Raw genomic sequence first — 23,370 nt, 5'->3', positions numbered from 1 at the left:
CAGAGAACTCCGGTGGTGTGCTGGCTCAAAGGTTGTCGACTGGTTCATCAGATGACCGGAGTAGTGCTGGGCGCGTCAGGTGGGGTACCCGACCTTCTCTTCCGCGGCTTGTGATGGGCAACGCTTGTGTTCCAGCGTGAGGACTGGCTGTGGTCCGGTTCAAAGAGGCTCGGGGAGAACGAGGCGAGTCGAATGGTCGTTGGGCGTGATCGAGCAGAGTCATATGGTTGGTGTTGAAGATCTTTCAGCGACCATATGACTCTGCTCGATGGTCTGGCTAGGTGACTGAGGCGAGGGCGAAGGGGAGTACTGCGTCGGCGCCTGCGGTGCGGAGGGCGTGGGCGGCGAGGGTTAGGGTCCAGCCGGTGTCGGAGAGGGTGTCTACCAGGAGGATTGGGCCCTTGACGGTGGTGAGGTCGGGGACGTTCCAGGAGTCGAACAGGCCTGCTACGCGGTGGGCCGAGTTGGCGGCGGATACCGGGGGGCGGTCTGGGCGGTTGGGGAGGGTGCCGAGGTCGTTGAGGCGGCCGATCTCGGCTAGGCCTGCCGCTAGGGTGGCGGTCAGGACCGGGTAGCGGGGGGATTCTAGGGCCATTACCGAGGTCGGGCGGGTGGTCCAGTTCCAGTCGCGCAGCACGGCGACGCAGGCTTCGAAGACCTTCTCGGGGATGGGGTCGTCGGGGCCGTCGAGCAGGGTGCGCAGGCGCTGGCCCCAGCCGAGGTCGGTGAGTCTGCCGAGTACCCGGCCGGTCTCGGCGCCGCCGGTGATCTTGCCGGACAACGGAACACCGAGTTTCGCCATGCCGGTGGGCCACTGCTTGCGCGGGCTCAGGTCCAGTCCGGGACGGTCGAGGCGGGCCCGGGTGGCGGCGACCGCTTCGGCGTCCACCGAGACATCGGGTCGAGTGCCGGTGCAGTTGTCGCAGCGGCCACAGCCGGACGAATCCGATTGTTCCGCAGCCAATCCCGGGTCGTCGAGCTGACCGCGCAGGAATTCCATCCGGCAGGCGCCCGTCGACTGATAGTCGACCATCGCCTGCTGTTCGACCTCGCGCGCCTCGGACAGTCGCTCATAGCGTTCGGTGTCGTAGGTCCACGGCTGGCCGGTGGCGAGCCAGCCGCCGCGCACCCGGCGCACCGCACCGTCCACGTCGAGCACCTTGAGCACCATCTCCAACCGGGAGCGGTTCAGCTCGACCAGCGGTTCCAGCGCGACCGTCGACAACGCGCGGTCGGTATCGAGCGCGTCGAGCACCGAACGCACGATGTGTTCGCGCGGAAAGGCAACGGAGGCAAAGTAACTCCAGATCCGCGCGTCCTCCGGCCCGGGCAGCAGCACCACCTCGGCGCGCTCGGTGCCACGGCCCGCACGACCGACCTGCTGGTAGTAGGCGATGGGCGAGGACGGCGCGCCGACATGCACGACGAAGCCGAGATCGGGCTTGTCGAAACCCATGCCGAGCGCCGAGGTGGCGATGAGCGCCTTCACTTCGTTGTTCAACAGCGCCTGCTCCAGCGCCTCGCGTTCGGCGGGATCGGTCTGGCCGGTGTAGGCGGCGACGGTGTGCCCGTGCGAGTTCAGCACGTCGGCCAGGTCATGCGCGGCGGCGACGGTGAGTGTGTAGACGATGCCCGAGCCGGTGAGCGTGCGCAGATGTCCGCTGAGCCAGGCGGTGCGTTCCACCGCGTCGGCGAAGCGCACCACCGACAGGTGCAGTGACTCGCGATCCAGCGTGCCGCGCAACACCAGGGTGTCGGTGCCGATCTGAGTGGCGACATCGGTGACCACTCGATCGTTCGCGGTCGCGGTGGTGGCCAGCACCGGCACGTCCGAGCCGAGGTCGGCGATCAGCGTGCGGATCCGCCGATAGTCGGGCCGGAAGTCGTGCCCCCAGTCCGAGACGCAGTGCGCCTCGTCGATCACCACGAGTCCGGCGTCGGCGGCGAGCTTCGGCAGCACCTGATCACGGAAGTCCGGATTGTTCAGCCGCTCCGGGCTGACCAGCAGTACGTCGACTTCGCCGGACGCGACCTGACTGTGTATTTCGTCCCATTCGGTGACATTGCCCGAATTGATCGTCGCGGCAACCACACCCGCCCGTTGCGCGGCGGCGACCTGGTTACGCATCAGCGCGAGCAACGGCGACACGATCACCGTCGGCCCGCGCCCGGCCCCGCGCAGCAGCTTGGCAGCGATGAAGTAGACCGCCGACTTACCCCAGCCGGTGCGCTGCACCACCAGCGCGCGGCGCCGCTGCACCACCAGCGCCTCGATCGCCGTCCACTGATCCTCCCGTAGCCGCGCATCGGGTCCGGCCAGCTCGCGCAGCAGGTGTTCCGCGCGCTCGCGAAGGTCGGGTGCGGTGAGGTCGATCGCCGGGACATCGGTCGCCGTGGTCATGCGCTCCATCGTGCCCGACGGTACCGACAGCAACCGCGCTCGTCGCGCCCGCCCGCCCCGACCGGGCCTGTCGACATCGATACCGGTCGGACTCTCGGTATGTGCGGCGATCTGTCCTACACTGCGTGAATCGCCGCGATGACACCGCGATCACCGGCTTCCGCGGCGGCGTTCACCACAAGTGAGTGCGGTTCGAAACGATACGAGGCTTCCCTGTCGACGCCGAGGACGAGTCGAATGATCGAGCGTAGCGAGCGAGTCGGAGCACAGCGCGGGCCAGCGCCGAGCGTGGGCGAGGCGCGGTCATGAACGGCTATCTGCGGTTGCTGCGGGATTGGTGGCACGACGGCGTCGACTACCGCTGGGTGGTGAACGCCCTCGCCGACCGCTCGGCGCTCGGCGTCGTGAAATTCGCCATCGGACTGTGCGGGCTGGCGACACCGCTGATCAGCATCCTGACGGTGACCTCGTCGGCAGGCCCGCAGACCGTGCTCGGCCGGACGGTGCTGTGGGGCATCGTGGCGGCCGCAGTGGTCTGGGTGGTGCGCTGGTGGTGGTTACCGTGGCCGAGCAGAGTGGAATCGCTGACACTGCTCGCGGTCGGCGACCTGTGCATCACGCTGGTCTGCGTGCTGAGCCCCGGCTATGTCGTCCGGTCGGTCGGGATGATGCTGCTGCTGATCGTCGGCATCTACGTCAGCGCCTTCCACAGTCCACAGGTGCTGGCCGGGCACACGGCGTGGTCGTTGGCGTCGGCCGCGGTGCTGTCGATTCCGCTGTTCGGCGTCGGTGATGCCGCGTCGGCGGTGATCATGATCCTCGGCATGGTCGCGGCCACGGTGGTGCCGCCGGGATTGCAGTTCTGCTACTGGGTGCTGCGCAGCGACATGCTCTCCGATCCGTTGACCACGCTGTTGAGCAGGCGCGGATTCGAGTACCACTCCGCGATGGTGGTCGGCGGCTCCGGACCGGTCCCGGTCTGCGTGATGATGGTCGATCTGGATCGCTTCAAAGCGGTCAACGACACCTTCGGGCACTCCGCCGGCGACAAGGTGCTGGTCCGCACCGCCGATCGGTTGCAGCATGCGGCACCTACCCGCAGCATCGTTTCCCGGCTCGGCGGTGAGGAATTCGCGATCGTCGCGCGCCTGCCCGTCCCGACCGCGGTCGACGCCGCCGAGCGACTACGCAGCGCCGTCGCCGAACCCGTCGGGTCGATTTCGGTCACCGCCAGCATCGGCATCGCCGTCGCCGACGCGGGTGCCGACGGCTACCGGCAGAGTCGTCAGCTGGTGCAGGATCTGATCCGGTGCGCCGACAGCGCGATGTATCAGGCCAAGCAGCGTGGCGGCAATACCGTTGTGGTCGAGCACATCACGGCGTTGCAGGGCATCGACACCCACGATGCGACACGGTCGGCTTAGCGTGCGGCGGTTTCCTCGGCGAGCGTGATCAGGCGGGCGCGAATCAGATCGGGCCGTTCCTCGGCGATGAAGTGACCACAGTTCGCCACCCGCTCCAGCGTGTAGTCATCGGCTTTCGCGGTTTCGGCGGCGGCCAGCGAGTGGTGGACCGCACTGTCGTCGACACCGAACAGGGCACGGATCGGGACAGTGGCGCGACGCGTTTCCCCATGCCGGGCACCGCGCGGCAGTTCGCGCAGCAGAAAGGTGCGATAGGTGTCGACCCCGGCCCGCGCGACATTCGGATCGCGGAACCGATCGGCATACGCGCGAACAACTTCCGGCCCGAACTCCGCCCGATTCTTGACGCCCTTGGCCAGCATCACCTCGAGCACCCGGGTGCGCTGCTGCAGGTACTGCCCGACCGTGGCGACGAGCGGTTGATAGACCAGGAACCGCCACAGGTGCGGCAGGAAGCTGCGCGGCGTCTGCCACGGATGCGCCATGTTCAGCACCAGGTATCCGTCGAACCGCTCCGGCTCCCGCAACACCAGGAGGTGTCCGATGTAACCGCCCCAATCGTGGCCGATGAGCAACACGTGGCCGAGGCCGAGCTCATCGAGCAACGCCAGCACATCCGAGGCCACCTCGTCTTTGGCCCATCGATGCGGCGCCGGACCGGACCAGCCGTAGCCCGGCAGATCAGGGACGATGATGCGCAGATCCTCCGGCGGGTCGGCCAGCAGATGACGATAGGCGTAGTGATGCTGCGGCCACCCGTGCAGCGCGATCACCGGCCGACCGTCCACCGGACCGGACTCGGTCACATGAAAGTCGACGCCGCGTGCGCTGACGAAGTATCGGCGAACACCCGCAATAGCCGGAGGCTCCGCGGCCGCCGCAGGGTGGATGGTTGAGCCCGAACCTCGTTGTCGCTGGCGCATACTCGATGGTAACCAGTCGTGACGTGCGCGTCTCCTCGGTCGCGCCGGCAGCACAGCCCAGAGCTGAATCGGCGCGGCATTCGAGGCGAAATGACCATGAACAGCGGACAATAGGGCCGAGATGATCCCGAAAGCGGGGTCCGCGCAGGAGGCCAACCATGTCGAGCCAATACCAGCCGCCGGCGGGCTGGTCGCCGCCAGGCAGCCAGTTCCAGAGTCGCAGCGGCTTCGGCCGGACGCTCACCGGCACGCTGATCTCGCTGGTGATCACCCCGATCGGGGTCGGGCTATCCGCGCACGGCGCGCTGGACACCAGGCAGTGGGTGATTCTGGGCAGCTCGGCGGACCGGTGGGGTTCGAACTTCCAGATCATCGGCGGCGCGGTGCTGCTGTTCCTGGTGGCGGCGCTGGCCGCGTTCTCCCCGGTGGGCACGGCGATCGCGGGCCTGGTGTGGGGTGTGATCCCCGGGATTTTGCACATCGTCTTCCCGGACGACACCTACCGGCAGATCGAGAACCTGCCCGAGCTGTCCGACGATTTCCATCTCGCACTGCACAATTGGGTATTGAACGGCTTCGCGTTGCTCACCGGCATACTCCTGATCGGCGCGGCATTCGCGGCCACCTTGCGGCGCAAGTGAATCGAGGCCGCGCCCACATTCCATGGGCGCGGCCCGGATTCAGCCCTTGACGCAGAGCACCTGCCGCAGCGTCGCGACGACGTCGACCAGGTCGCGCTGTGCGGCGATGACCTCGTCGATGTCCTTGTAGGCGGCCGGGATCTCGTCGACCACGCCCGCGTCCTTGCGCGACTCGACGCCCTCGGTCTGGGCGACCAGATCGGCGACGGTGAACTGCCTCTTCGCCGCATTACGGCTCATCCGCCGGCCCGCGCCGTGCGAGGCCGACTGGAACGAGGCCGGATTTCCCTTGCCGCGCACCACGTATGAGCGGGTGCCCATCGAACCCGGAATCAGCGCGAGATCACCCGCGCCCGCCCGGACCGCGCCCTTACGGGTCACCAGCATCGGGATGCCATCGATGAGCTCCTCGGCCACATAGTTGTGGTGGCAATTTCCGGTAAGGATGTTGCCTTCCAGAGCAAAAGAGTGTGTGCGCTCCACGACAGCGCAGAAGACCTCCGCCACGTCCGCGGTCAGCCTGACGAACCGAACAGTCCATCCCCTCCGCTCGACAGCCTTACTGCCCGCGGCCCAACGCTGGCGGTGGTGTGCATGGATGAAGAACTCGGGAGTGAGGTCGCCGCGCGAAATGCCCATGACGAATATTTCGGCCTCGGTCCGACTGAATCCCGCGCGTACCCTCCGCCGAATCGGCAGGGTGAAGATGCCCAGCACATCGCAGGCAGCCTTGAAGAATTCGAGATCCTTGCGCTCGGCGGACCAGATGGCCGGACGGCCGGTTTTGCCGACCTCGCCATCTGCCGCAAAGTAACCGGCGAGCCAGCCGTAGAGATCGGAATCCGATCCGTCGAGCGCGGGGTACTCGCGCTTCCACTCGCGCGGAAGCCCGCCAAGTCGCTTGAACTCCTGCACCGAATGGCCTTGGCGACGAAGTGCAGCTGCCGCTTCCGGCCGCACGTGAGCCTTCCGCGTTGTATCGGCCGCGTACACGTAGTAGTAGGTTCGCAATCGCTCGCCACAGTCGAAGTAGGGCAGCAGTGCTTCGTCCTTCGCGCCGAAGAAATTAGCGTGCGCCAACGCGTCGCCTGAGATCGATCCGTCTCCGAACACGAAGCCGCGGGCGATGCCGTCCCGTGATGGCCGGAGGCCATCCGCGCGCTTCGGGTAGACGTAGGCGAGGCGGTCTCCGACGCGCAACTCCGAAGTGATTGCCTCGGTGCGGTTGTGCGCCACTTTTGGTCGGAGCAGCCAGCGATGGTCGCCTGTCGCGCGGATCGTGCGTTCTTGCCCGTAGCGGCCGATGACCACGTCCCAGAGCGGTTGATTTCCGAATGACTTGAAGGGTGCTTTCACCCACTCGCCGCCATCTGTGAGCACAGTGTGCGTCGCGCCCGCGAGCTCCGCGATGGGTCGGCAACCCTGGTCCGTCATGACCGAGGTCTCTCCCGCAAAGCAGGAGATCGGCTGGTCGAAACGCACCTGACGCCCGGCGAACTCGTCGCGCACCGCACGGCACACCAGGGCAAGCATCACCGCGCGGTTGCGTGCGGCGTACTCCTGCGCCCAGGTGAGGTCGCGGCGGTAGGCATCCATTTCCGGTGTCCCGGAAAGGAATACGGCCAGGTCGCGGTCGGGCAGGTCGACGTTGTGCGACAGCGTCCGTGCCACGGCCATGTGCCGCTCGGCGAGTTCCTTGCCGATGTTGCGGCTGCCCGAGTGCAGCAGGATCCACACCGCGTCGTCCTGGTCGAGGCAGACCTCGATGAAGTGGTTGCCGCCGCCCAGGGTACCCATCTGCTTGTGCGCCTTGGCTTCCCGGTTCTGCACGCCGTCGTCGAGCGAGGCGAACGAGCCCCAGAAGTTGTCCCAGCCCGCACGCAGCGTCGCGGTGCTCGCGCCCAGCGCGGAAACCTCGCCGCCGAGCTTGGTCACGTTGACCGAGCTGTCGTGCGCGTTGAAACCGACCGGGACCGCGGCCTCGATCCGGGACCGCAGCGAACGCAGGTCGTCCGGCAGATCCGCGGCGGTGAGGTCGGTCTTGACGCTCTCCATGCCGCAACCGATGTCCACGCCGACCGCGGCCGGGGACACCGCGTCCTTCATCGCGATCACCGAGCCGACCGTTGCCCCCTTGCCGAGGTGCACGTCCGGCATCACGCGGACGCCGTGGACCCATTTCAGCGCGGCGATATTGCGCAGCTGCTGCAGCGCGGCCTGCTCGACCGCGTGCTCTTCGGCCCACATAAGCGTCTGCGCGCGGGTGCCGCGCAGCTCGACGGGAAACATTTGTCGATCCTTTCGTTGGTTTTCCTGATCAACGGTAAAGATCGACGCGGCTTATCGCACTCGATTAAATACGGGTGACGGGGTGAGTATTTCTACTCGGCGTTACTGGGCGGGGTGCTCGGATAAGCGTCCTCGGCGTTGATGTGCGCGATGCCCGCGGCCAGGCGTTCGGCATCGGCGGTGGTGATCAGATCCTCGGCGAGCCATTCGTCGAGCAGCCTGCCGAGGCCGCGGCGCCACCAGAAGGCGCCGAGAAAGTGCAGTTCGGGCAGGCCGTAGCCGTCCGAGGAGTAGCACAGCGATCGGAACGGGGCGAGTTCGAGCGCCTCGGCCAGCACGGCCTGGGTGCGGTGTCCGACGTAGGGGGCGGTGAGTCCGATATCCATCCGAACATGTGCGAAGGCGTGCGCCAGGTAGGCGGCATTGCGATGAAACGGCCAGCAGTGCAGCAGCATCACGATGAGGCCGGTATTCGCGGTTTTGCGGAGAAAGTCGGTGAGCAGCAGCGGATCCGCGCGATGCAGCCGCAGGTCGGTATCGCCGAAGCCGGTGTGGAATTGCAGCGGCAAACCGAATTCGGCGCCGATGCGGGCGCCGAGGCCGACCAGCCAGCCGAGTAGGTCCGGATCGGTGAGCCGGTGCTGGGGGATAACGGCTTTCGGTGGTCGTTCGCGGAGTGGGAAGTCCAGACCGCACCGGTAGGCGACGATGGTTTTGAGTCCGACGGCATTTCGGGCACGTTCGCGCAGCCTGGCTTCGATGTGATCGAACACCGTCTTGCCCGCGCCCACCTCGGCGATGACCTGCTCGGCGACGTGTTCGATGCGTACGACCTCGCGCACCTCGCCCTCGATCAGCTCGCTGAATTCCGCTGTGCCGCCGCCGAATCCGGTATCGATGAACCAGCTGGTGGTGCCGGTGGCGCCCAGTAGTCGCACGGCGACCTCGCGCCAGCCGAGTTCGGCCCGATGGGTCAGGTACGCGTCCGGGCCGACGTGCGGCGGGAGATCGAGAGCCGGTGCGCACCAGCGGCGGACCGCGAGGCCGATCGCGGAATCGAAGGTGCCGGTGGGGCCCTCGCCGAGTAGTCGCTCGAATCCGGCCCGGTCCAGATCGTGCGGGACGACGCCATGGCAGTGGTGATCGGTGAGCGTCAGGCCGTCGGTCAGCACGTCAGAACCGCCAACGGGTCAGCGCGACAAGCTCTTCGGGGGTGGCGCTCTGATAGCGGTCCGCCTCGGCGCGGCGCACGGTGAGCAGCGCGTCGTGCAATTCGGGGCCCATCGCCTCGGCCAGCACGGCGGAGTCCGCCAGCCGATCGGCCGCCTCGGCGGGGCGGGTCGGTAGCCTGCGCACGCCGGAGATCAGCAGCTGTTCGGCGTCGAACGTCACCGGGTCGCCGCTGATTTCGGCGGGCAGCCGCAGTTCCTCGGCCACACCGGCCAGTCCGGCGGCGATCACCGAACCCACGATCAGATACGGATTCCCGGTCGCGTCAAAGCATTTGACCTCGGCGTTGGCCGCCCACTCCTCGGTGCCGCGCACCCCGGTGATGAAACGCAATGCCGCCTCGCGGGTTTCCCGGCCCCAGCATTGCCAGACGCCCGCCCACCGCGACGGCTCCAGGCGCAGGAAGCTCGCCGGATTACCCGCGCCCACCGCGACGAGCGCTGGCAGCTCGCGCAGTATTCCGGCGAGGAATGCCTCACCGGTCCGGCGCATGCCGTACGGGCCGTCGCCGGTGGCGAACAGCGGGCCCTGGTCGTCCTGTGCCGAAAAGTGCAGGTGCGCACCGGAACCGGTGCCGCCGGGCGCGAGGCAGGGCGCGAGCAGCGCGCGCCAGCCGTACTGCAGGCTGACCTGCCGGATGGTGTGCCGCACCAGCACCGCGTCGTCGGCGGCGCCGACCGGATCGGACGGCTGGACGGACAGTTCCAGTTGGCCCGGTGAGTATTCCGGGTGGAACTGGTCGACGAGGATGCCCTGCCGGTCCAGTATCGCGACCAGCTCCCGCGCGTAGTCCGCCACCGGCCCGAGTCGCACCAGGCCGTAGGCGGGTCCGAAGGCGGCCGGGGTGAAGTCGTCTGTGTCGCCCTGACCGACAGCCCATTCGGTCTCGAACGCCATGGACAGCTGAATTCCGGCCTGCCGCGCCGCCTCGGCCTGTCGAGTGGCGAACCCGCGCTGGCAGGCGGCGAAGGGCGTCCCGTCCTGGGTGTATTTGTTGGTAGGCGCCCAGGCCCAGCCCGGTTGGCAGGCAAGCTCGGTCAGCACCGACAGATCCGGGACCAGCCGCAGATCACCGTCCGGCCCGCCGAGGTATTTACCGGCCGTCATCAGATCATCGAAGGCGAACGTCTCGAAGCAGGGCGACACCCCGACCCCGTTCCGCGCGGCCTGCGCCAGCCGCCGCATCGGCACCGTCTTGACCCTGGTGATCCCGGCGTTGTCGACAAAGGTCAGCGCGACGATATCGGCATCCAACCTGCCGATCACCGCTTCGTTGTCGCCATCGGACGGAATGCGCTCCGGCATGGTGGGCATGAACGTCAACGATAGTCGGCGAGTTGGGCTTCGGCGTGAGCTTTCACTCGTGGCGGTGCGTCGCCCCGGTCGCAGTGCGCGCCATCGCATTTCCGTACGGATCAACGGGGCATGCCGATGGCTTCCACGCGCTCGGCGGCTCGAACTGCCGACGCGTGTGCCGAACACGCTGTGCGCCAACGGATTCACGGCGAAATCCAGTGTGCCTGTCGGCTAGTGTGCGGGAAGGGCGGCGCGGATCTCGGCTTCGGTCGGGATGGCGGAGCTGGCACCGAGCTTGGTGGTGGCCAGTGCGCCGGCGGCACCTGCCCAGGTCAGCGCGTATTCGGGGCCGCGATGCCAGGCGGCGGCCAGCGCTCCGGTGAAGGTGTCGCCCGCGCCGGTGGTGTCGATGACGTCGACCTTTGGGCTGGGCTGGGACAGCTGCTTGCCGCCCGGGCCGCGATAGGACGCGCCGTCCGCGCCGCGCGTCACGACCACGTGGGCGACCGGGTCGAGTGCTGCGCCGAGCTGTTCGGCCTCGCCCGAATTCACCACCGCCACATCGACGTTCGCCCACAGTTCGGCGGGAAGGTCTTGGGTGGGGGAGGGATTGAGCAGCACTGTAGTGTCGTTCGCGCGGGCGTGCCGTGCCCCTGCTACCACCGTATCGATCGGAATCTCCAACTGGCACAGCAGAATATCGGCGGCGGCGATCGCGTCGAGGTCCGCCGCGGTGAGCTCGGTCATCCTGGCGTTCGCGCCGCCGACCACGATGATGCTGTTCTCGCCGCCGCCGTCCACCACGATCGCGGCGACACCACTCGGCCCGTCCACCGTCCGCAGCCGATCGACGCCGACCCCCGAATCCGTCAGCACGCTCCGCAATTCGGCCGCGAACACGTCGTCTCCGACCGCTCCGAGAAACTGCACCGCTCCGCCGGCCCGCTGGGCGGCGATCGCCTGATTCGAGCCCTTCCCGCCGGGCACCATCGCGAAGCCGGTGCCGAGCACCGTCTCGCCGGGCACCGGCCGCCGATCGGTGGTCGTCACCAGATCCATGTTGATACTGCCGAGCACCGCGATCGAGGGAACGTCCGTCTTTTCGGCCATGTCGTCAAAGGCTAGTGGAGGCGCTGCTGCGTCTGATCCGTCCACCGGTACCCGTCGAACCAGCGGACGATGCGCGGATCCGCCGGGTCGGGGTACCAGCCCGGGCCCGAGACCGGCGGTGTCGCGCGCCGGGAACCGGACTTCACGGCGACCACGACGACACTGGTAATCACAATGATCAGGACGATGGCCATGACCAGCAGCAGACCCAGTTCCATCACCTGAATATGTGACCACGGACCGGACGGCGGGCGATGCGCAGCGGTGGATTCGGCCTTGGACCGGGTCAGTAGGCTGTACCCATGACGGTAGGAACGACGACCGAGCCGGACGTCCGCGAGGTGGTGCACGAGGCCGCACGCAAGGCTCGGGTCGCGTCGCGTGTGCTGGCGCAGCTGACCACGGCGCAGAAGAGCGAGGCACTGCATGCCGCCGCCGACGCCCTGCTCGGCGCGGCCGACGCGGTACTCGACGCCAATGCCGAGGACGTGCTCGCAGCGCAGGCCGCCAACGTCGAAGAATCGCTGATCGACCGGCTGCGGCTCACCAAATCCCGGATCGACGGCATCGCCTCCGGCCTGCGCCAGGTGGCCGGTCTGCCCGACCCGATCGGCGAGATCGTGCGCGGTTCGGTGCTGCCGAACGGCCTGGAGACCCGTCAGGTCCGGGTGCCGCTCGGCGTGATCGGCATGGTCTATGAGGCCAGGCCGAACGTCACCGTCGACGCGTTCGGGCTCACCCTGAAGTCCGGCAACGCCGTGCTGCTCCGTGGCTCCTCCTCCGCCGCGCACTCCAATGCCGCGCTGGTCGCGGTGCTGAGGGAATCCCTTGTCACACAGTGCCTTCCGGCCGACGCGGTGCAGCTGCTGCCCAGCGCGGACCGGTCCAGCGTCACCCACCTGATCCAGGCCCGGGGCCTGGTCGACGTCGTCATTCCGCGCGGCGGCGCCGGCCTGATCAACGCCGTCGTCCGCGACGCCACCGTGCCGACCATCGAGACCGGCACCGGCAACTGCCACGTCTACGTGCACGCCGCCGCCGACCTGGACATGGCGGAGCAGATCTTGATCAACGCCAAGACCCGCCGCCCCAGCGTCTGCAATGCCGCCGAGACGGTGCTCATCGACGACGCGATCGCCACCGTCGCGGTCCCCAAGCTGATCGAGGCGCTGGAACGGCACGGCGTCACCGTGCACGGCGACCTGCCCGGCCTGGTGCCCGCGAACAGCAAGGACTGGGGCGAGGAGTACCTCACCCTCGACATCGCGCTCAAGGTGGTCGACGGCCTCGACGCGGCCATCGAGCACATCAACACCTGGGGCACCGGGCACACCGAGGCCATCGTCACCGGTGAGCTGGCCGCGGCCCGCGAATTCACCGGCCGAGTCGACGCCGCGGCCGTCATGGTGAATGCTTCAACCGCGTTCACCGACGGTGAGCAATTCGGCTTCGGCGCCGAGATCGGCATCTCCACGCAGAAGCTGCACGCCCGCGGACCCATGGCGCTACCGGAGCTGACCTCCACCAAGTGGATCGTGTGGGGCGACGGCCAGATCCGGCCGGTATAGGTATAAGGAGCGAGCGCCGCTCGTTCCCAAGGAAGGACTGCACGTGGCCCCCACCTCCGAGACGACCCAGGAGCCGATCTTCACCTCGGTCGACGATGTGATCGATCAGCTGGCCAGCACCGGCTACCTCGCCGATAAAGCCACCGCCACGTCGGTGTTCCTGGCCGACCGGCTCGGCAAGCCGCTGCTCATCGAGGGGCCGGCCGGTGTCGGCAAGACCGAGCTGGCCAGGGCGGTAGCCCAGACCTCCGGCGCCGAACTGGTCCGGTTGCAGTGCTACGAGGGCGTCGACGAGGCCCGCGCGCTCTACGAGTGGAATCACGCCAAGCAGATCCTGCGTATCCAAGCGTCCAGCGAAAACGATTGGGAAGAAACGAAGGCCGACGTTTTCACCGAGGAGTTCCTGTTGTCGCGGCCGCTGCTCACGGCGATCCGGCGCAGCGATCCGACGGTGCTGCTGATCGACGAGACCGACAAGGCCGACGTCGAGATCGAGGGCCTGCTGCTCGAGGTGCTCAGCGATTTCGCGGTGACCGTGCCCGAACTGGGCACCATTGTCGCCACCCGCAAGCCGTTCGTGGTGCTGACCTCCAACGCCACCCGCGAGCTGTCCGAGGCGCTCAAGCGTCGCTGCCTCTACCTGCACCTGGACTTCCCGGACGAGGAGCTCGAGCGTCGCATCCTGGCCAGCCGGGTGCCGGAGCTGTCCGCCGCCGTCGCCGCGCAGCTGGTGCGGATCGTGCACGTGTTGCGCGGCATGCAGCTCAAGAAGCTGCCCTCGGTGGCCGAGTCGATCGACTGGGGTCGCACGTTGCTGGCGCTCGGCATGCACGACCTGGACGATTCCGCGGTGCGGGCCACGCTCGGTGTCGTGCTGAAGCATCAGAGTGATCACCAGCGTGCGCTGGCCGAGCTGAAGCTGGCCTGAGCCGATGGCCGCGCGATCGCAGCCCGCGCCGGATGCGGAACTGACCGCGCCGCACGGTCTGCCGGGTCATCTCGTCGGGTTTGTCGAAGCGCTGCGGGAGCGCGGTATTCCGGTGGGTCCGTCGGAAACGGTGGACGCGGGCCGGGTGGTGACTGTGCTCGATCTGCTCGATCGGGACGTGCTGCGCGAGGGGTTGGCGTGTTCGCTGCTGCGCCGGACCACGCATCGCGCGACGTTCGATCGGCTGTTCGACCTGTGGTTTCCGATCGCGATCGGTCAACGTACCGGCGCTCTCGACGAGGTCGAGCTGCCGAGGACGCCGACGGGTGAGATTGATATCGCCGCGCTGCGGGAACTGCTCGCGGAGCTGTTGATGCAGGAAGCGGGCGATGCTCGGCTGGATGCGCTGGCGGCTCAGATCGTCGATCAACTCGGTCAGTATCAGTCCGCGAGTGGGTCGTCGTTCTCGGCCTATCAGGCGTTGAAAGATGTTCAGCCGCAGACACTACTGGCCAAGATCCTGGCCGGGCTGGCGGCCGGACCGGATACCAGCGCGTTCGACACCGAGATCGCCCGGCGGGCCGCGCGCGGCCGCATCGATGCGTTCCGTGCCTCGGTGGAGGCGGAGACGCGGCGGCGGGTGGCCGAGCGGATCGGCCGGGAGCGGGTCGCCAGCTACGGTGTGCCCCGGCAATCCGAGGACGTCGACTTCCTGCGGGCCTCGGAATCCGAGCTGGTCGAGATGCGGCGAAGCACACAGCGACTCGCGCGCATCCTCGCCTCGCGACTCGCGGTGCGGCGCAGGCATTCTCGCCGCGGCGAGATCGATCTGCGGAAGACGCTGCGTAAGTCGATGTCGACCGGTGGCGTGCCCATCGACCTGGTGAACCGCAAGCCGCGACCCGGTCGGCCGGAGTTGGTGCTGCTGTGCGACGTGTCCGGGTCGGTGGCCGGATTCAGCAACTTCACCCTGTTGCTGGTCAGCGCGCTGCGCGAACAGTTCTCGCGGGTAAGGATTTTCGCGTTCGTCGACCAGACCGACGAGGTGACCCAGTTCTTCGATCCACGCACTCAGCTGGACAAGGCGATGAACCGGATCTTCACCGAGGCGCGCGTCGTCGGGATGGACGGGCACTCCGACTACGGCAACGCGCTCGCCGGATTCGCCAGGGACTTCCCCGACGCCGTCACCGCGCGCAGTTCACTGCTGATCCTCGGCGACGCGCGCACCAACTATCGTGATCCCGAACTCGAGACGCTACGGTCGCTGGTACGGACTGCCAAGCACGCGCACTGGCTCAATCCGGAGATGCAAACCAACTGGGGTTCGGGCGATTCCGCTGCCGACAAATACCGGCAGGTGATCGAGATGCACGAATGTCGCTCGGCCAGCCAACTGACGGCAGTGGTGTCGATGCTGCTGCCCGTGTGAGGAGTGGACATGAACGGCAAGCAGCTGCTGAAGTACTGCCTCGCGAAACCCGGTGCTTGGCAGGACGAACCGTGGGAAGGCGATGTGGTCGCGAAGGTCGGCGACAAGATCTTCGCGTTCATCGGGGAGACCTCGGTCGGCCTCAAGTGCGGGCGCACCAGGGAAGAGGCCAACGAGCTGATCCGGGTGTATCCGAATGATGTGACGGCGTCGTCGTATATCGGGCGATACGGCTGGAACGGGGTCAAGCTCAACGGTGCGATACCGGACGATGAGGTGCGCGAACTGATCGACCAGTCCTATGAGGCGGTGGTCAGCAGGCTGCCGAAGTCCAAGCGGCCGAAGGTCTGATCAGCGCCTGGTCGGCGTCATCAGCGATTGTTAAGCGAACCATTGGGGCTTGCCGCAAGGATTGCGGACCATGGTGGAGAGAACGCCCAATGGTGTGGCGGCGGTGGAGGACAGCTATACGTTTCAGGTGGATCTGCGGGGGATCGTCGACTTACTCTCTCACCACCTGTATTCCAGCCCTCGGGTGTATCTGCGTGAGTTGTTGCAGAACGCGGTGGACGCCGTCACCGCGCGTGCGCAGCGAGACCGATTGGCGCCCACCGCGATTCGGATCAGCATCGATGCGACCGGCTTGCGGATCACCGATCCCGGTGTCGGCCTGACCGAGGCGGACGTACACCGCTTCCTGGCGACCATCGGCCGATCGTCGAAGCGGGACGACATCGAGGGGGCACGGCGAGAGTTCCTCGGGCAGTTCGGCATCGGACTGCTCGCCTGCTTCACCGTGGCCGAGCAGATCCGGGTGGTCACCCGGTCCGCCGACGATCGGGCGGCCGCGCCGGTCGAATGGCTGGCCGCGGCGGACGGCACCTACTCGGTGCGTCTGCTGGAGCCAGCGGAGTATCCCGAGCCGGGAACCACGGTGCATCTGACGCCGCGGGCCGGTGCCGAGTCGTGGTTCGTGCCGCGCCGGGTGATCGAACTCGCCCGCGAATACGGTTCACTGCTGCCGTACGCGGTGACGGTCGAGTCCGACGGCATCATCGTACCGGTGACCGATGGCCCGGCCGTGTGGCATCGGCACTACCCGTCCGCCATGGAGCGGCGCGAGGCGCTGCTCGAATTCGGCGAGCGCACACTCGGATTCGATCCACTCGACGTGATCGACTTGGACGCCGAACTGGCCGGCGTCAGCGGTGTCGCGTATGTGCTTGCGCAGCCGGGCAATCCGGCCGAGAGCAGCGCGCACCGGGTGTATCTGAAGGGCATGCTGCTCGGCGACGCGGTGCGCGGACTGCTGCCGGACTGGGCGTTCTTCGTGCGGTGCGTGATCGACACCGATTCGTTGCGGCCGACCGCGTCACGCGAAGGGCTCTACGAGGACGAACGGCTCGCCATCATCCGCGAGGTGCTCGGCGATCGAGTGCGCGACTGGCTCACCGAGATCGCGGCCGAGCAGCCGCAGCGGCTGGCCGCGTTCCTCGCGGTGCATGCCCTCGGCGTCAAGGCGATGGCCCGGCATTCGGCCGAGCTGTTCCGGATCATGCTGCCGCACTTGACCTTCGAGACCACGGATGGGCGACTACCGCTGACCGAGTTCGCGCGAAAACACCCGGTCATGCGGGTGACGTCCACGGTGGAGGAGTTCCGTCAGGTGGCGTCGACCGCGGCGGCGCAGGGGATCGGGATCGTCAATGGCGGCTACGCCTATGACCGCGAGCTGGTCGCGTTGCTGCCGCAGCTGCTACCCGGTGTCGAGGTGGCCGACCTCGACACCGACGCCATCACGGCAGCGCTGGACCCGATCGACCCGGCCGAGGAACTGGCGTTGACGCCGGTGCTGTCCATTGCCCGCGCGGTACTCGATCCGCTGTCCTGCGACGTGATCGTCCGTGCCTTCCATCCGGTTTCGGTGCCCGCGCTGTACCTCGAAGGGCGCGGCGCGCGCCACGAACGCGCCAGGGCGGAGACCGCGCTCGGCGCGAACGAGCTGTGGAGCGAGATCCTCGGCGCGCTGGACGCCGCCGCACCGCGCGCCCAACTCGTGCTCAACCATCACAGTCCGGTCGTGCGCAGGCTGACCCGCATCGGTGACCCCGCCTTCCTGAAGACCGCGGTGGAATCGCTGTACGGGCAAGCACTGCTGATGACCCACCGCCCGCTGCGGGCGGCCGACACGGCGCTGCTCAACCGTGCCTTCGGCGAATTCCTCAGCTGGGCAACGCAACGTGCCGCGGGCACCGGCGAAGAGACGGAGTGAGACGTGGACACCGCCGAGATCAATGAGGCGCTCGCGCAGGTCTACTCGTTCCCGCACGGTCGACTACGTGTCGAACGGCTGGAAATGCTTGCGGCGGCAGCGAAGTCGGCCCCCGACCGCAACCTGGAAGGACGAGTCCTGCTGGAGCTCGCCGAGTCCTACACCTACGCGGGCGAACGCGACCTGGCGCCGGTCGCCTACGGCAGGCTGCTGCGGATCTACGACGAGTTCCCCGCCGAGCTCGGCTCGCTCACGCATTCGGTGCACTGGTACCTCAAGTGGATGACCTGGGGGCTGATCGACAACCCGGCGATACCGCTGCCGACCGTGTATCGCTGGTTCGACGAGCTCGAAACCCGTTATCGGCAGCGCGGTTACAGCCTGCGCCCGGTGCTGGCGCTGCGCGCGCAATTGGCGCGGAAGCTGGGTGACGTCGAGGAGGGTGCATTTCTGCAAGAGGAGGCCATGGCGGCGCCGCGCGACGGCATGTCGGACTGCGATGCCTGCGAACGCGACGAATGGGGCACCAGCAGAGCGGCTTTGGGCGATGACGCGGGTGCACTCGACCACTGGCAGCCGGTCATCGACGGCGAACGCACCTGCGCCGAAGAGCCGCATCGCGTGCTGGCCCAGGCCCTGCTCCCGATGATGCGCACCGGCCGCTTCGCCGACGCGCGCGGCGCACACCTGACCGGGTACCCCCTGGTCCGGCACAGCGACAGTTTGCGCCCGTCAGTGGCACTGCACATCGAGTTCTGTGCGCTGACCGGCAACGAAGGACGCGGCCTGGAGATCCTCGCCGAACACGCCCGGTGGCTCACCGATCCCGGTTCCGACGCCGGTTCCCGCCTCGCCTTCATCACCGGCGTCTGCGTACTACTGCGCAGACTGGCCACCCTCGGCCTCGGCTACGTACAGGTCGCTGGCGAGACGGTGGATTCCCTACTGGCGGAACTCGATACGGAGATCGCGGGCCTGTGCGCGCGATATGACATACGCAACGGAAACGCGGCGGTAAGCACTCACGTCGCGACCCGATTGGCGAGACAACCACTACTGGAACGACTTCCGCTCGGATTACGCAGCAGACTGCCGCAGGGCAACGGGATTGCGACAGGGGCCGGTCGCCTTCCTGCTGCGGAGGGTACGGAAGGCATGCCATCCGCCTCCGGTGCCGCTCCTGACGCGGATCCTGCGGATGGCGCAGCAACAGCCGGTAGCGCTGGCGCTGCGAGCGATACGTCTGCGGCGGCCGGTGTGGCTCCCACCCGTGGTGTGGATTCAGCGGATGACGTCGCAGCCAGCGGTGGAACTCGTGCCGTTACTGGTACCGCCGCAACTGTCACGGGTGGTGCTGGCCCGGCTGCCGCGGGCAGTGCCGTTCCCGCGGGCGATGCAGCTCCCGCAGGCGGCTCCACGCACGGGAGCAGTGCTCCTGACGTGGATGGATCGGCCCTTACGGATAGGTTCGGGGCGGGCGGTGCCATGCGTGGGAGCGAGACGGCGCGAGTGGGTGGAGCGACCTTTACGGATACTTCGCTCGTGGGTCGTACTGCGTTTGCGGGCGGTGCGGTACTCACCACCGAGGTGGGTCGGACAGCGACTGCCTTTCCGGAGGAGTGGCCGGAGAGCGTCGCTTCTGTAGCTGACCGGGTAACTGAGGTGCAGCGGCTGGCTGAGCTCGGTGCCGCACGGTTGGCTGATGCCCCGGAGCATGCCGAGGCGCGGCTGCGGGAAGCGTTGGCGGTCGGTGCGGGGATACTGCCCGCAGAGCACGTTGCGCGGCTCAGTTCACAGTTGGTCATCGCGATTGCCGCACAACCGGATCGCGAGCTCGACCTGGCGGATGCGGCCGTGCGTGCTGCCGCGAGGTGGGAGGGGGTGTCCGAGCCGGATCTGCTGCACCACACCGTGATTGCCGCGCGGGCGTTCCATCGCGCTCGGCGCCACGGTGAGGCCGCCGCTCTCTTCGAACAGGTGATGGCGGCAGAAGGAATTCCCTATCCACCCACCGAACTGGCCACTGTCCGCGCCCAATTCGGCGACTCTTTGAACGCACTGCGCCGATATCAGGACGCCGCAAGACAATTCGCTCGAGCCGCCCAACTGGTCGAGCACGATCCCGACCGTCGCGAACTACACGCCGACCTCGCCATGTCCGCCGCCACCGCCCTCGACTACTGCGATCAGGACGCGGCGGCGGTCGCCGCATACCAGCGGGCAGCCGAACTGTTCGGCGACCTCGGAAACATGGTGTCGCGGGCCCGCTGCGTGCGCTCGGCGGCCTGGCTGCAGCTGTGGGGCTCCGACGAGCGACCGGGCCGACCGTGGTTCACCGCGATGCAGGCGCTGATCGACGAGCTGACAGACAACGGCTCGTCGACCGCAATAGCCGAGGAACTCGCCCAAACCCGCCGAGAACTGAGCGAGATGCTCGACGCGGAAGACGGCTACGGGCTGGCGGGCGAATAACGCGCCAGGGCACTGGTCGCCCCCGCGCGGCGTGAGCCGCACGCTTGCGCAGGCGCCCGGCGCGCACAAATTGTCCGGTCGCGCACGAATTTGCCAGCCAAATCGCGCGCGCCAGGCAAACACGTGCGCGCCATCGGCGGATCCAGCCATTGTTGGCGTCGTCGGTCCGCCCGCGCCGCTCCTGGCCGCCCGGAGCCGACCAGTTAAGCTCGGCACTCATGCAAGAGACAGGTCGGCGCGGCCGCAAACTGGGCGTGATGGGCGGCACCTTCGACCCCATCCACCACGGTCACCTGGTCGCCGCCAGCGAGGTCGCGAATCGGTTCGCGCTCGATGAAGTGATCTTCGTCCCCACCGGTCAGCCCTGGCAGAAGGCCGATAAACAGGTCAGTCCGGCGGAGGATCGCTACCTCATGACCGTGATCGCGACCGCCTCCAACCCCGGTTTCTCGGTCAGTCGCGCGGACATCGACCGGGAAAAGGTCACCTACACCGTCGACACGCTGCGGGAGATGCGCGACCGGCATCCGGACGCCGAGCTGTACTTCATCACCGGAGCGGATGCGCTGGCCAACATCCTGACATGGCAGGATTGGGCCGAACTGTTCGAACTGGCGAGGTTTGTCGGGGTGAGCCGTCCGGGGTACGAGCTGAATACCGATCATCTCGAGGAACATCTGCGCGATCTTCCGGCCGATGCGGTGACGATGGTCGAAATCCCGGCGCTGGCGATCTCGTCGAGCGAATGCCGTCGCCGCGCCGCCGAGAACCGGCCGGTGTGGTACCTCGTCCCCGATGGCGTGGTGCAGTACATATCTAAGCGGCACCTCTATGTGCCCGCAGGAGCGGAAGGTAGCTGAGTGAGCGAGCGTAGCGGGGGGCAGGCATGAGCGCCTCTGTGGAGTCGGTCGAGATCGCGCAGGTTGCGGCGCGGGCGGCGGACGAGAAGTTGGCGCTCGACGTGGTGGTGCTCGACGTGTCCGAGCAGTTGGTGATCACCGACTGCTTCGTCATCGCCTCCGCGCCGAACGAGCGTCAGGTGAACGCCATCGTCGACAACATCGAGGACAAGCTGCGCGAGGCCGGGCACAAGCCGGTGCGGCGCGAGGGCACCCGCGAGGGTCGCTGGGCGCTGCTCGACTACGTCGATGTCGTGGTGCACGTCCAACACAACGACGAGCGCAATTTCTATGCGCTGGAACGGTTGTGGAAGGACTGCCCGGTGGTGCCGGTGGACGGCATCGGCGGACCGGACGCGCGGGCCGCGGCGGTGAACGGCGACGCGGAGAGCGACGCCGAGTGAACGAGCGAGTCATCGGCAGGGCAGCGTCGTGAGCGAGCGTCAGCGAGCGAACCGAAGATACGGCGTGCCGTTGCGCACGGCGGATCCGAGCGTCAGCGAGGCGCAGTCGTGAGCAAGTACGCCCACGTGCGCAACCTGATCCTGTTGCGGCACGGACAGACCGAATGGAACGCCGCCGACCGGATGCAGGGCCAGATCGACACCGATCTCACCGAACTCGGCCGTCGTCAGGCGAAAGAGGCTGCGCGCGAACTGGTTTCGCATAACGCGATCGCCATCATCTCCTCGGATCTGCGCCGCGCCTTCGAGACCGCTTCCGCGCTGGCCGATCACACGTCACTCGATGTGGTGCCCGATCCGCGACTGCGCGAAACCGATCTCGGCGACTGGGAGGGGTTGACCCACCTCGAGGTCGACGCCGACTATCCCGGCGCGCGCCAGGCGTGGCGGCTCGACGCCACCTTCCGGCCGCCCAACGGGGAAAGCAAACTCGAGGTCGGCGCGCGGTCGCTGCCGGTGGTACGGGAACTTCTCGTCGAGCGGCAGGACTGGCCCGGCCGGACTATCATCCTGGTGGCGCACGGCGGGCTGATCGCCGGCCTCACGGCCGCGCTGCTCGACCTGCCTCCAGCGAACTGGCCCGTCCTCGGCGGACTGGCCAACACCAGCTGGGTGCAGCTCAGCAGTCACGGTCCGAGCATCGACCAGCCCGGCTGGCGCCTTGACGTGTGGAATGCATCGGCGAAGGTGGCCCCGGATGTCCTCTGAAGATCCGATTCGGCAGGTGCCGGATGAACTGTTCCGGAAGGCTTCGGCCAAACCGGAACGTTCTGTCCCGGACGCGCTGTTCGGCCCGCCCCCGGTACCTCCGGCGGTGGAGCCCGAACCTGCTGAGTCGGGCACGGACGAGGGCGAAGGGCCGTCCGAACCCGAGGGTTCCGTTCCCGCCAGTTCTGTTGACCCACCTCCTGATCGGGCTGCTCCGGTGGGCGAAACCACCGCTGCGACGGGTGAATCCGTGGCGCAGGGTGCGGATGACGCTTCCGATGTTGCGGACAGTCGGGTTGATTCTGCTGAATCCGCAAGTCGGGATACGTCGGCTCGCGAATCGGTCAGCGCTGCAGTCGGTTCCGTATCGGCTGCGGCGGCTGAGAAATCCGTACCGGTTGTCGTATCAAGCGAATCGGGCGATGCCGCAACTGATTCTGCCGTCGATGTGGACGCACCGGTTTCCGCGTCTGCTGAACCAGCTGTCGGGGCGGACTCCGCGACTGAGCGTGCGGCTGTTTCTGCTGCGGCTGCCGGTTCGGCGATCGGGGCAGGAGTGCCCGTGGCGGCGGACGGATCTGGCGCCGTCGTGTCCGATGGTGCGTCGGGGCGGCCCGTGCTGCTGGTGATCGCGGATTCGCTGTCCTACTTCGGGCCCAAGGGCGGGCTGCCCGCCGATCATCCGCGGATCTGGCCGAACCTTGTTGGGGCCGAGCTGGATTGGGATGTCGAGGTGGTCGGCCGGATCGGCTGGACCTGCCGGGATGCGTACTGGGCGTTGATCGGCGATCCGCGGGTGTGGGCGGCCGTGCCGCGCGCCGGTGCGGTGGTATTCGCCGTGGGCGGTATGGATTCCCTGCCCTCACCGCTGCCGACCGCGTTGCGTGAGCTGATCCGCTACATCCGTCCGCCGGTCCTGCGTCGTGGCGTGCGCGCCACCTACACCTGGCTGCAGCCCAAGCTGTCGAAACTCGGTCGCCCCGTTGCGCTTCCGCCGAAGGTGAGCGTGGACTACCTGGAGCAGTCGCGGGAAGCGTTGGCGCACTTGCGACCTGAGCTGCCGTTCGTCGCGGTGCTGCCGTCCGTGCACAACTGCGATGCCTACGGGCGGGTGCACTCCGGACGTGAGCGCGCGGTACAGGCGTTGCGCGCGTGGTCGGCTCGCACTTCGGTGCCGCTCGTCGATCTCGGTGAGGCCGTGCGCGACAACATCTTCTCCGGCGATGCGAACCCGGACGGTATCCACTGGGGCTGGGCCGGGCATACCGCGGTGGCCAACGCGATGGTGAAGACCCTGCAGGAGGTTCGGTAGT

18 protein-coding genes and 2 pseudogenes are annotated in these 23,370 nt (G+C 67.6%); 12 read left to right on the top strand and 8 right to left on the bottom strand.

Annotation, left to right across the window (positions count from 1 at the left end):
* Positions 1-277: 277 nt before the first annotated feature.
* Positions 278-2,401 carry a RecQ family ATP-dependent DNA helicase gene (locus ACFWF1_RS37600; RefSeq protein ID WP_379282485.1) on the bottom strand — a complete coding sequence of 708 codons (2,124 nt, stop codon included), beginning with the start codon at positions 2,399-2,401 and terminating at the stop codon, positions 278-280.
* 305 nt (positions 2,402-2,706) lie between these two features.
* On the opposite strand from ACFWF1_RS37600, the gene ACFWF1_RS37595 reads away from it, so the two are divergent.
* The gene (locus ACFWF1_RS37595) at positions 2,707-3,825 is read left to right on the top strand and encodes a GGDEF domain-containing protein (RefSeq protein ID WP_379282486.1); all 1,119 of its coding nucleotides are present in this window, start codon (positions 2,707-2,709) and stop codon (positions 3,823-3,825) included.
* Here the strand turns inward: ACFWF1_RS37595 and ACFWF1_RS37590 are convergent.
* A complete protein-coding gene (locus tag ACFWF1_RS37590) occupies positions 3,822-4,748 on the bottom strand; it encodes an alpha/beta fold hydrolase (protein ID WP_379282487.1) in 927 nt (308 codons plus the stop codon). The two genes, ACFWF1_RS37595 and ACFWF1_RS37590, sit on opposite strands and share 4 nt — an antisense overlap.
* A 158-nt stretch (positions 4,749-4,906) precedes the next feature.
* On the opposite strand from ACFWF1_RS37590, the gene ACFWF1_RS37585 reads away from it, so the two are divergent.
* Positions 4,907-5,389, top strand: a complete 483-nt coding sequence (locus ACFWF1_RS37585; RefSeq protein WP_379282488.1) for a hypothetical protein — start codon at positions 4,907-4,909, stop codon at positions 5,387-5,389.
* Positions 5,390-5,428: 39 nt separating this feature from the next.
* Here ACFWF1_RS37585 and ACFWF1_RS37580 read toward each other — a convergent pair.
* From ACFWF1_RS37580 to ACFWF1_RS37555, 6 genes and pseudogenes are all read right to left on the bottom strand, one after another.
* Positions 5,429-5,929, bottom strand: a pseudogene (locus ACFWF1_RS37580) (RtcB family protein); the annotation flags it as partial.
* A 915-nt stretch (positions 5,930-6,844) separates the two neighbouring features.
* Positions 6,845-7,678: pseudogene (locus tag ACFWF1_RS37575) on the bottom strand (RtcB family protein); the annotation flags it as partial.
* A 92-nt stretch (positions 7,679-7,770) separates the two neighbouring features.
* Positions 7,771-8,850, bottom strand: a complete 1,080-nt coding sequence (locus ACFWF1_RS37570; RefSeq protein ID WP_379282489.1) for an amidohydrolase family protein — start codon at positions 8,848-8,850, stop codon at positions 7,771-7,773.
* 1 nt (position 8,851) lies between these two features.
* Entirely contained in the window at positions 8,852-10,222 is a 1,371-nt protein-coding gene (locus tag ACFWF1_RS37565) for a glutamine synthetase (RefSeq protein WP_379282490.1), read from the bottom strand.
* A 213-nt stretch (positions 10,223-10,435) separates the two neighbouring features.
* The gene (locus tag ACFWF1_RS37560; protein WP_379282491.1) at positions 10,436-11,314 is read right to left on the bottom strand and encodes a ribokinase; all 879 of its coding nucleotides are present in this window, start codon (positions 11,312-11,314) and stop codon (positions 10,436-10,438) included.
* An 11-nt stretch (positions 11,315-11,325) separates the two neighbouring features.
* The gene (locus ACFWF1_RS37555; protein ID WP_379282492.1) at positions 11,326-11,532 is read right to left on the bottom strand and encodes a DUF2510 domain-containing protein; all 207 of its coding nucleotides are present in this window, start codon (positions 11,530-11,532) and stop codon (positions 11,326-11,328) included.
* A gap of 84 nt (positions 11,533-11,616) precedes the next feature.
* Between ACFWF1_RS37555 and ACFWF1_RS37550 the strand changes: the two genes are divergently transcribed.
* From ACFWF1_RS37550 to octT, 10 genes are all read left to right on the top strand, one after another.
* Positions 11,617-12,882 (top strand): glutamate-5-semialdehyde dehydrogenase, encoded by a 1,266-nt coding sequence (locus tag ACFWF1_RS37550; protein WP_379282493.1) that lies wholly within the window; start codon positions 11,617-11,619, stop codon positions 12,880-12,882.
* Between the two features lie 43 nt (positions 12,883-12,925).
* Positions 12,926-13,810 carry an AAA family ATPase gene (locus ACFWF1_RS37545; RefSeq protein ID WP_379282494.1) on the top strand — a complete coding sequence of 295 codons (885 nt, stop codon included), beginning with the start codon at positions 12,926-12,928 and terminating at the stop codon, positions 13,808-13,810.
* A gap of 4 nt (positions 13,811-13,814) precedes the next feature.
* The gene (locus tag ACFWF1_RS37540) at positions 13,815-15,242 is read left to right on the top strand and encodes a VWA domain-containing protein (RefSeq protein WP_379282495.1); all 1,428 of its coding nucleotides are present in this window, start codon (positions 13,815-13,817) and stop codon (positions 15,240-15,242) included.
* 9 nt (positions 15,243-15,251) lie between these two features.
* Complete coding sequence (locus ACFWF1_RS37535; RefSeq protein ID WP_379282496.1) at positions 15,252-15,593, top strand: MmcQ/YjbR family DNA-binding protein; 342 nt, start codon at positions 15,252-15,254, stop codon at positions 15,591-15,593.
* A 70-nt stretch (positions 15,594-15,663) separates the two neighbouring features.
* Complete coding sequence (locus ACFWF1_RS37530; RefSeq protein ID WP_379282497.1) at positions 15,664-17,514, top strand: HSP90 family protein; 1,851 nt, start codon at positions 15,664-15,666, stop codon at positions 17,512-17,514.
* A 3-nt stretch (positions 17,515-17,517) separates the two neighbouring features.
* Positions 17,518-19,986 (top strand): hypothetical protein, encoded by a 2,469-nt coding sequence (locus ACFWF1_RS37525; RefSeq protein WP_379282499.1) that lies wholly within the window; start codon positions 17,518-17,520, stop codon positions 19,984-19,986.
* A gap of 218 nt (positions 19,987-20,204) precedes the next feature.
* Positions 20,205-20,846, top strand: coding sequence for a nicotinate-nucleotide adenylyltransferase (gene nadD, locus ACFWF1_RS37520; RefSeq protein ID WP_379282889.1), 642 nt, complete (start codon positions 20,205-20,207; stop codon positions 20,844-20,846).
* A 26-nt stretch (positions 20,847-20,872) separates the two neighbouring features.
* Entirely contained in the window at positions 20,873-21,289 is a 417-nt protein-coding gene (rsfS, locus tag ACFWF1_RS37515; RefSeq protein WP_357382965.1) for a ribosome silencing factor, read from the top strand.
* Positions 21,290-21,397: 108 nt separating this feature from the next.
* Positions 21,398-22,057 (top strand): histidine phosphatase family protein, encoded by a 660-nt coding sequence (locus ACFWF1_RS37510; RefSeq protein WP_379282501.1) that lies wholly within the window; start codon positions 21,398-21,400, stop codon positions 22,055-22,057.
* A gap of 562 nt (positions 22,058-22,619) precedes the next feature.
* Positions 22,620-23,369, top strand: coding sequence for a diglucosylglycerate octanoyltransferase (octT, locus tag ACFWF1_RS37505; protein WP_379282502.1), 750 nt, complete (start codon positions 22,620-22,622; stop codon positions 23,367-23,369).
* The last annotated feature ends 1 nt before the right edge of the window (position 23,370 follow it).

Source organism: Nocardia sp. NPDC060255, assembly GCF_042727395.1.
Taxonomy (GTDB): domain Bacteria; phylum Actinomycetota; class Actinomycetes; order Mycobacteriales; family Mycobacteriaceae; genus Nocardia.
The sequence above is the reverse complement of the archived record's forward strand: the minus strand, read 5'-3'. Positions and strand labels throughout refer to the sequence as shown.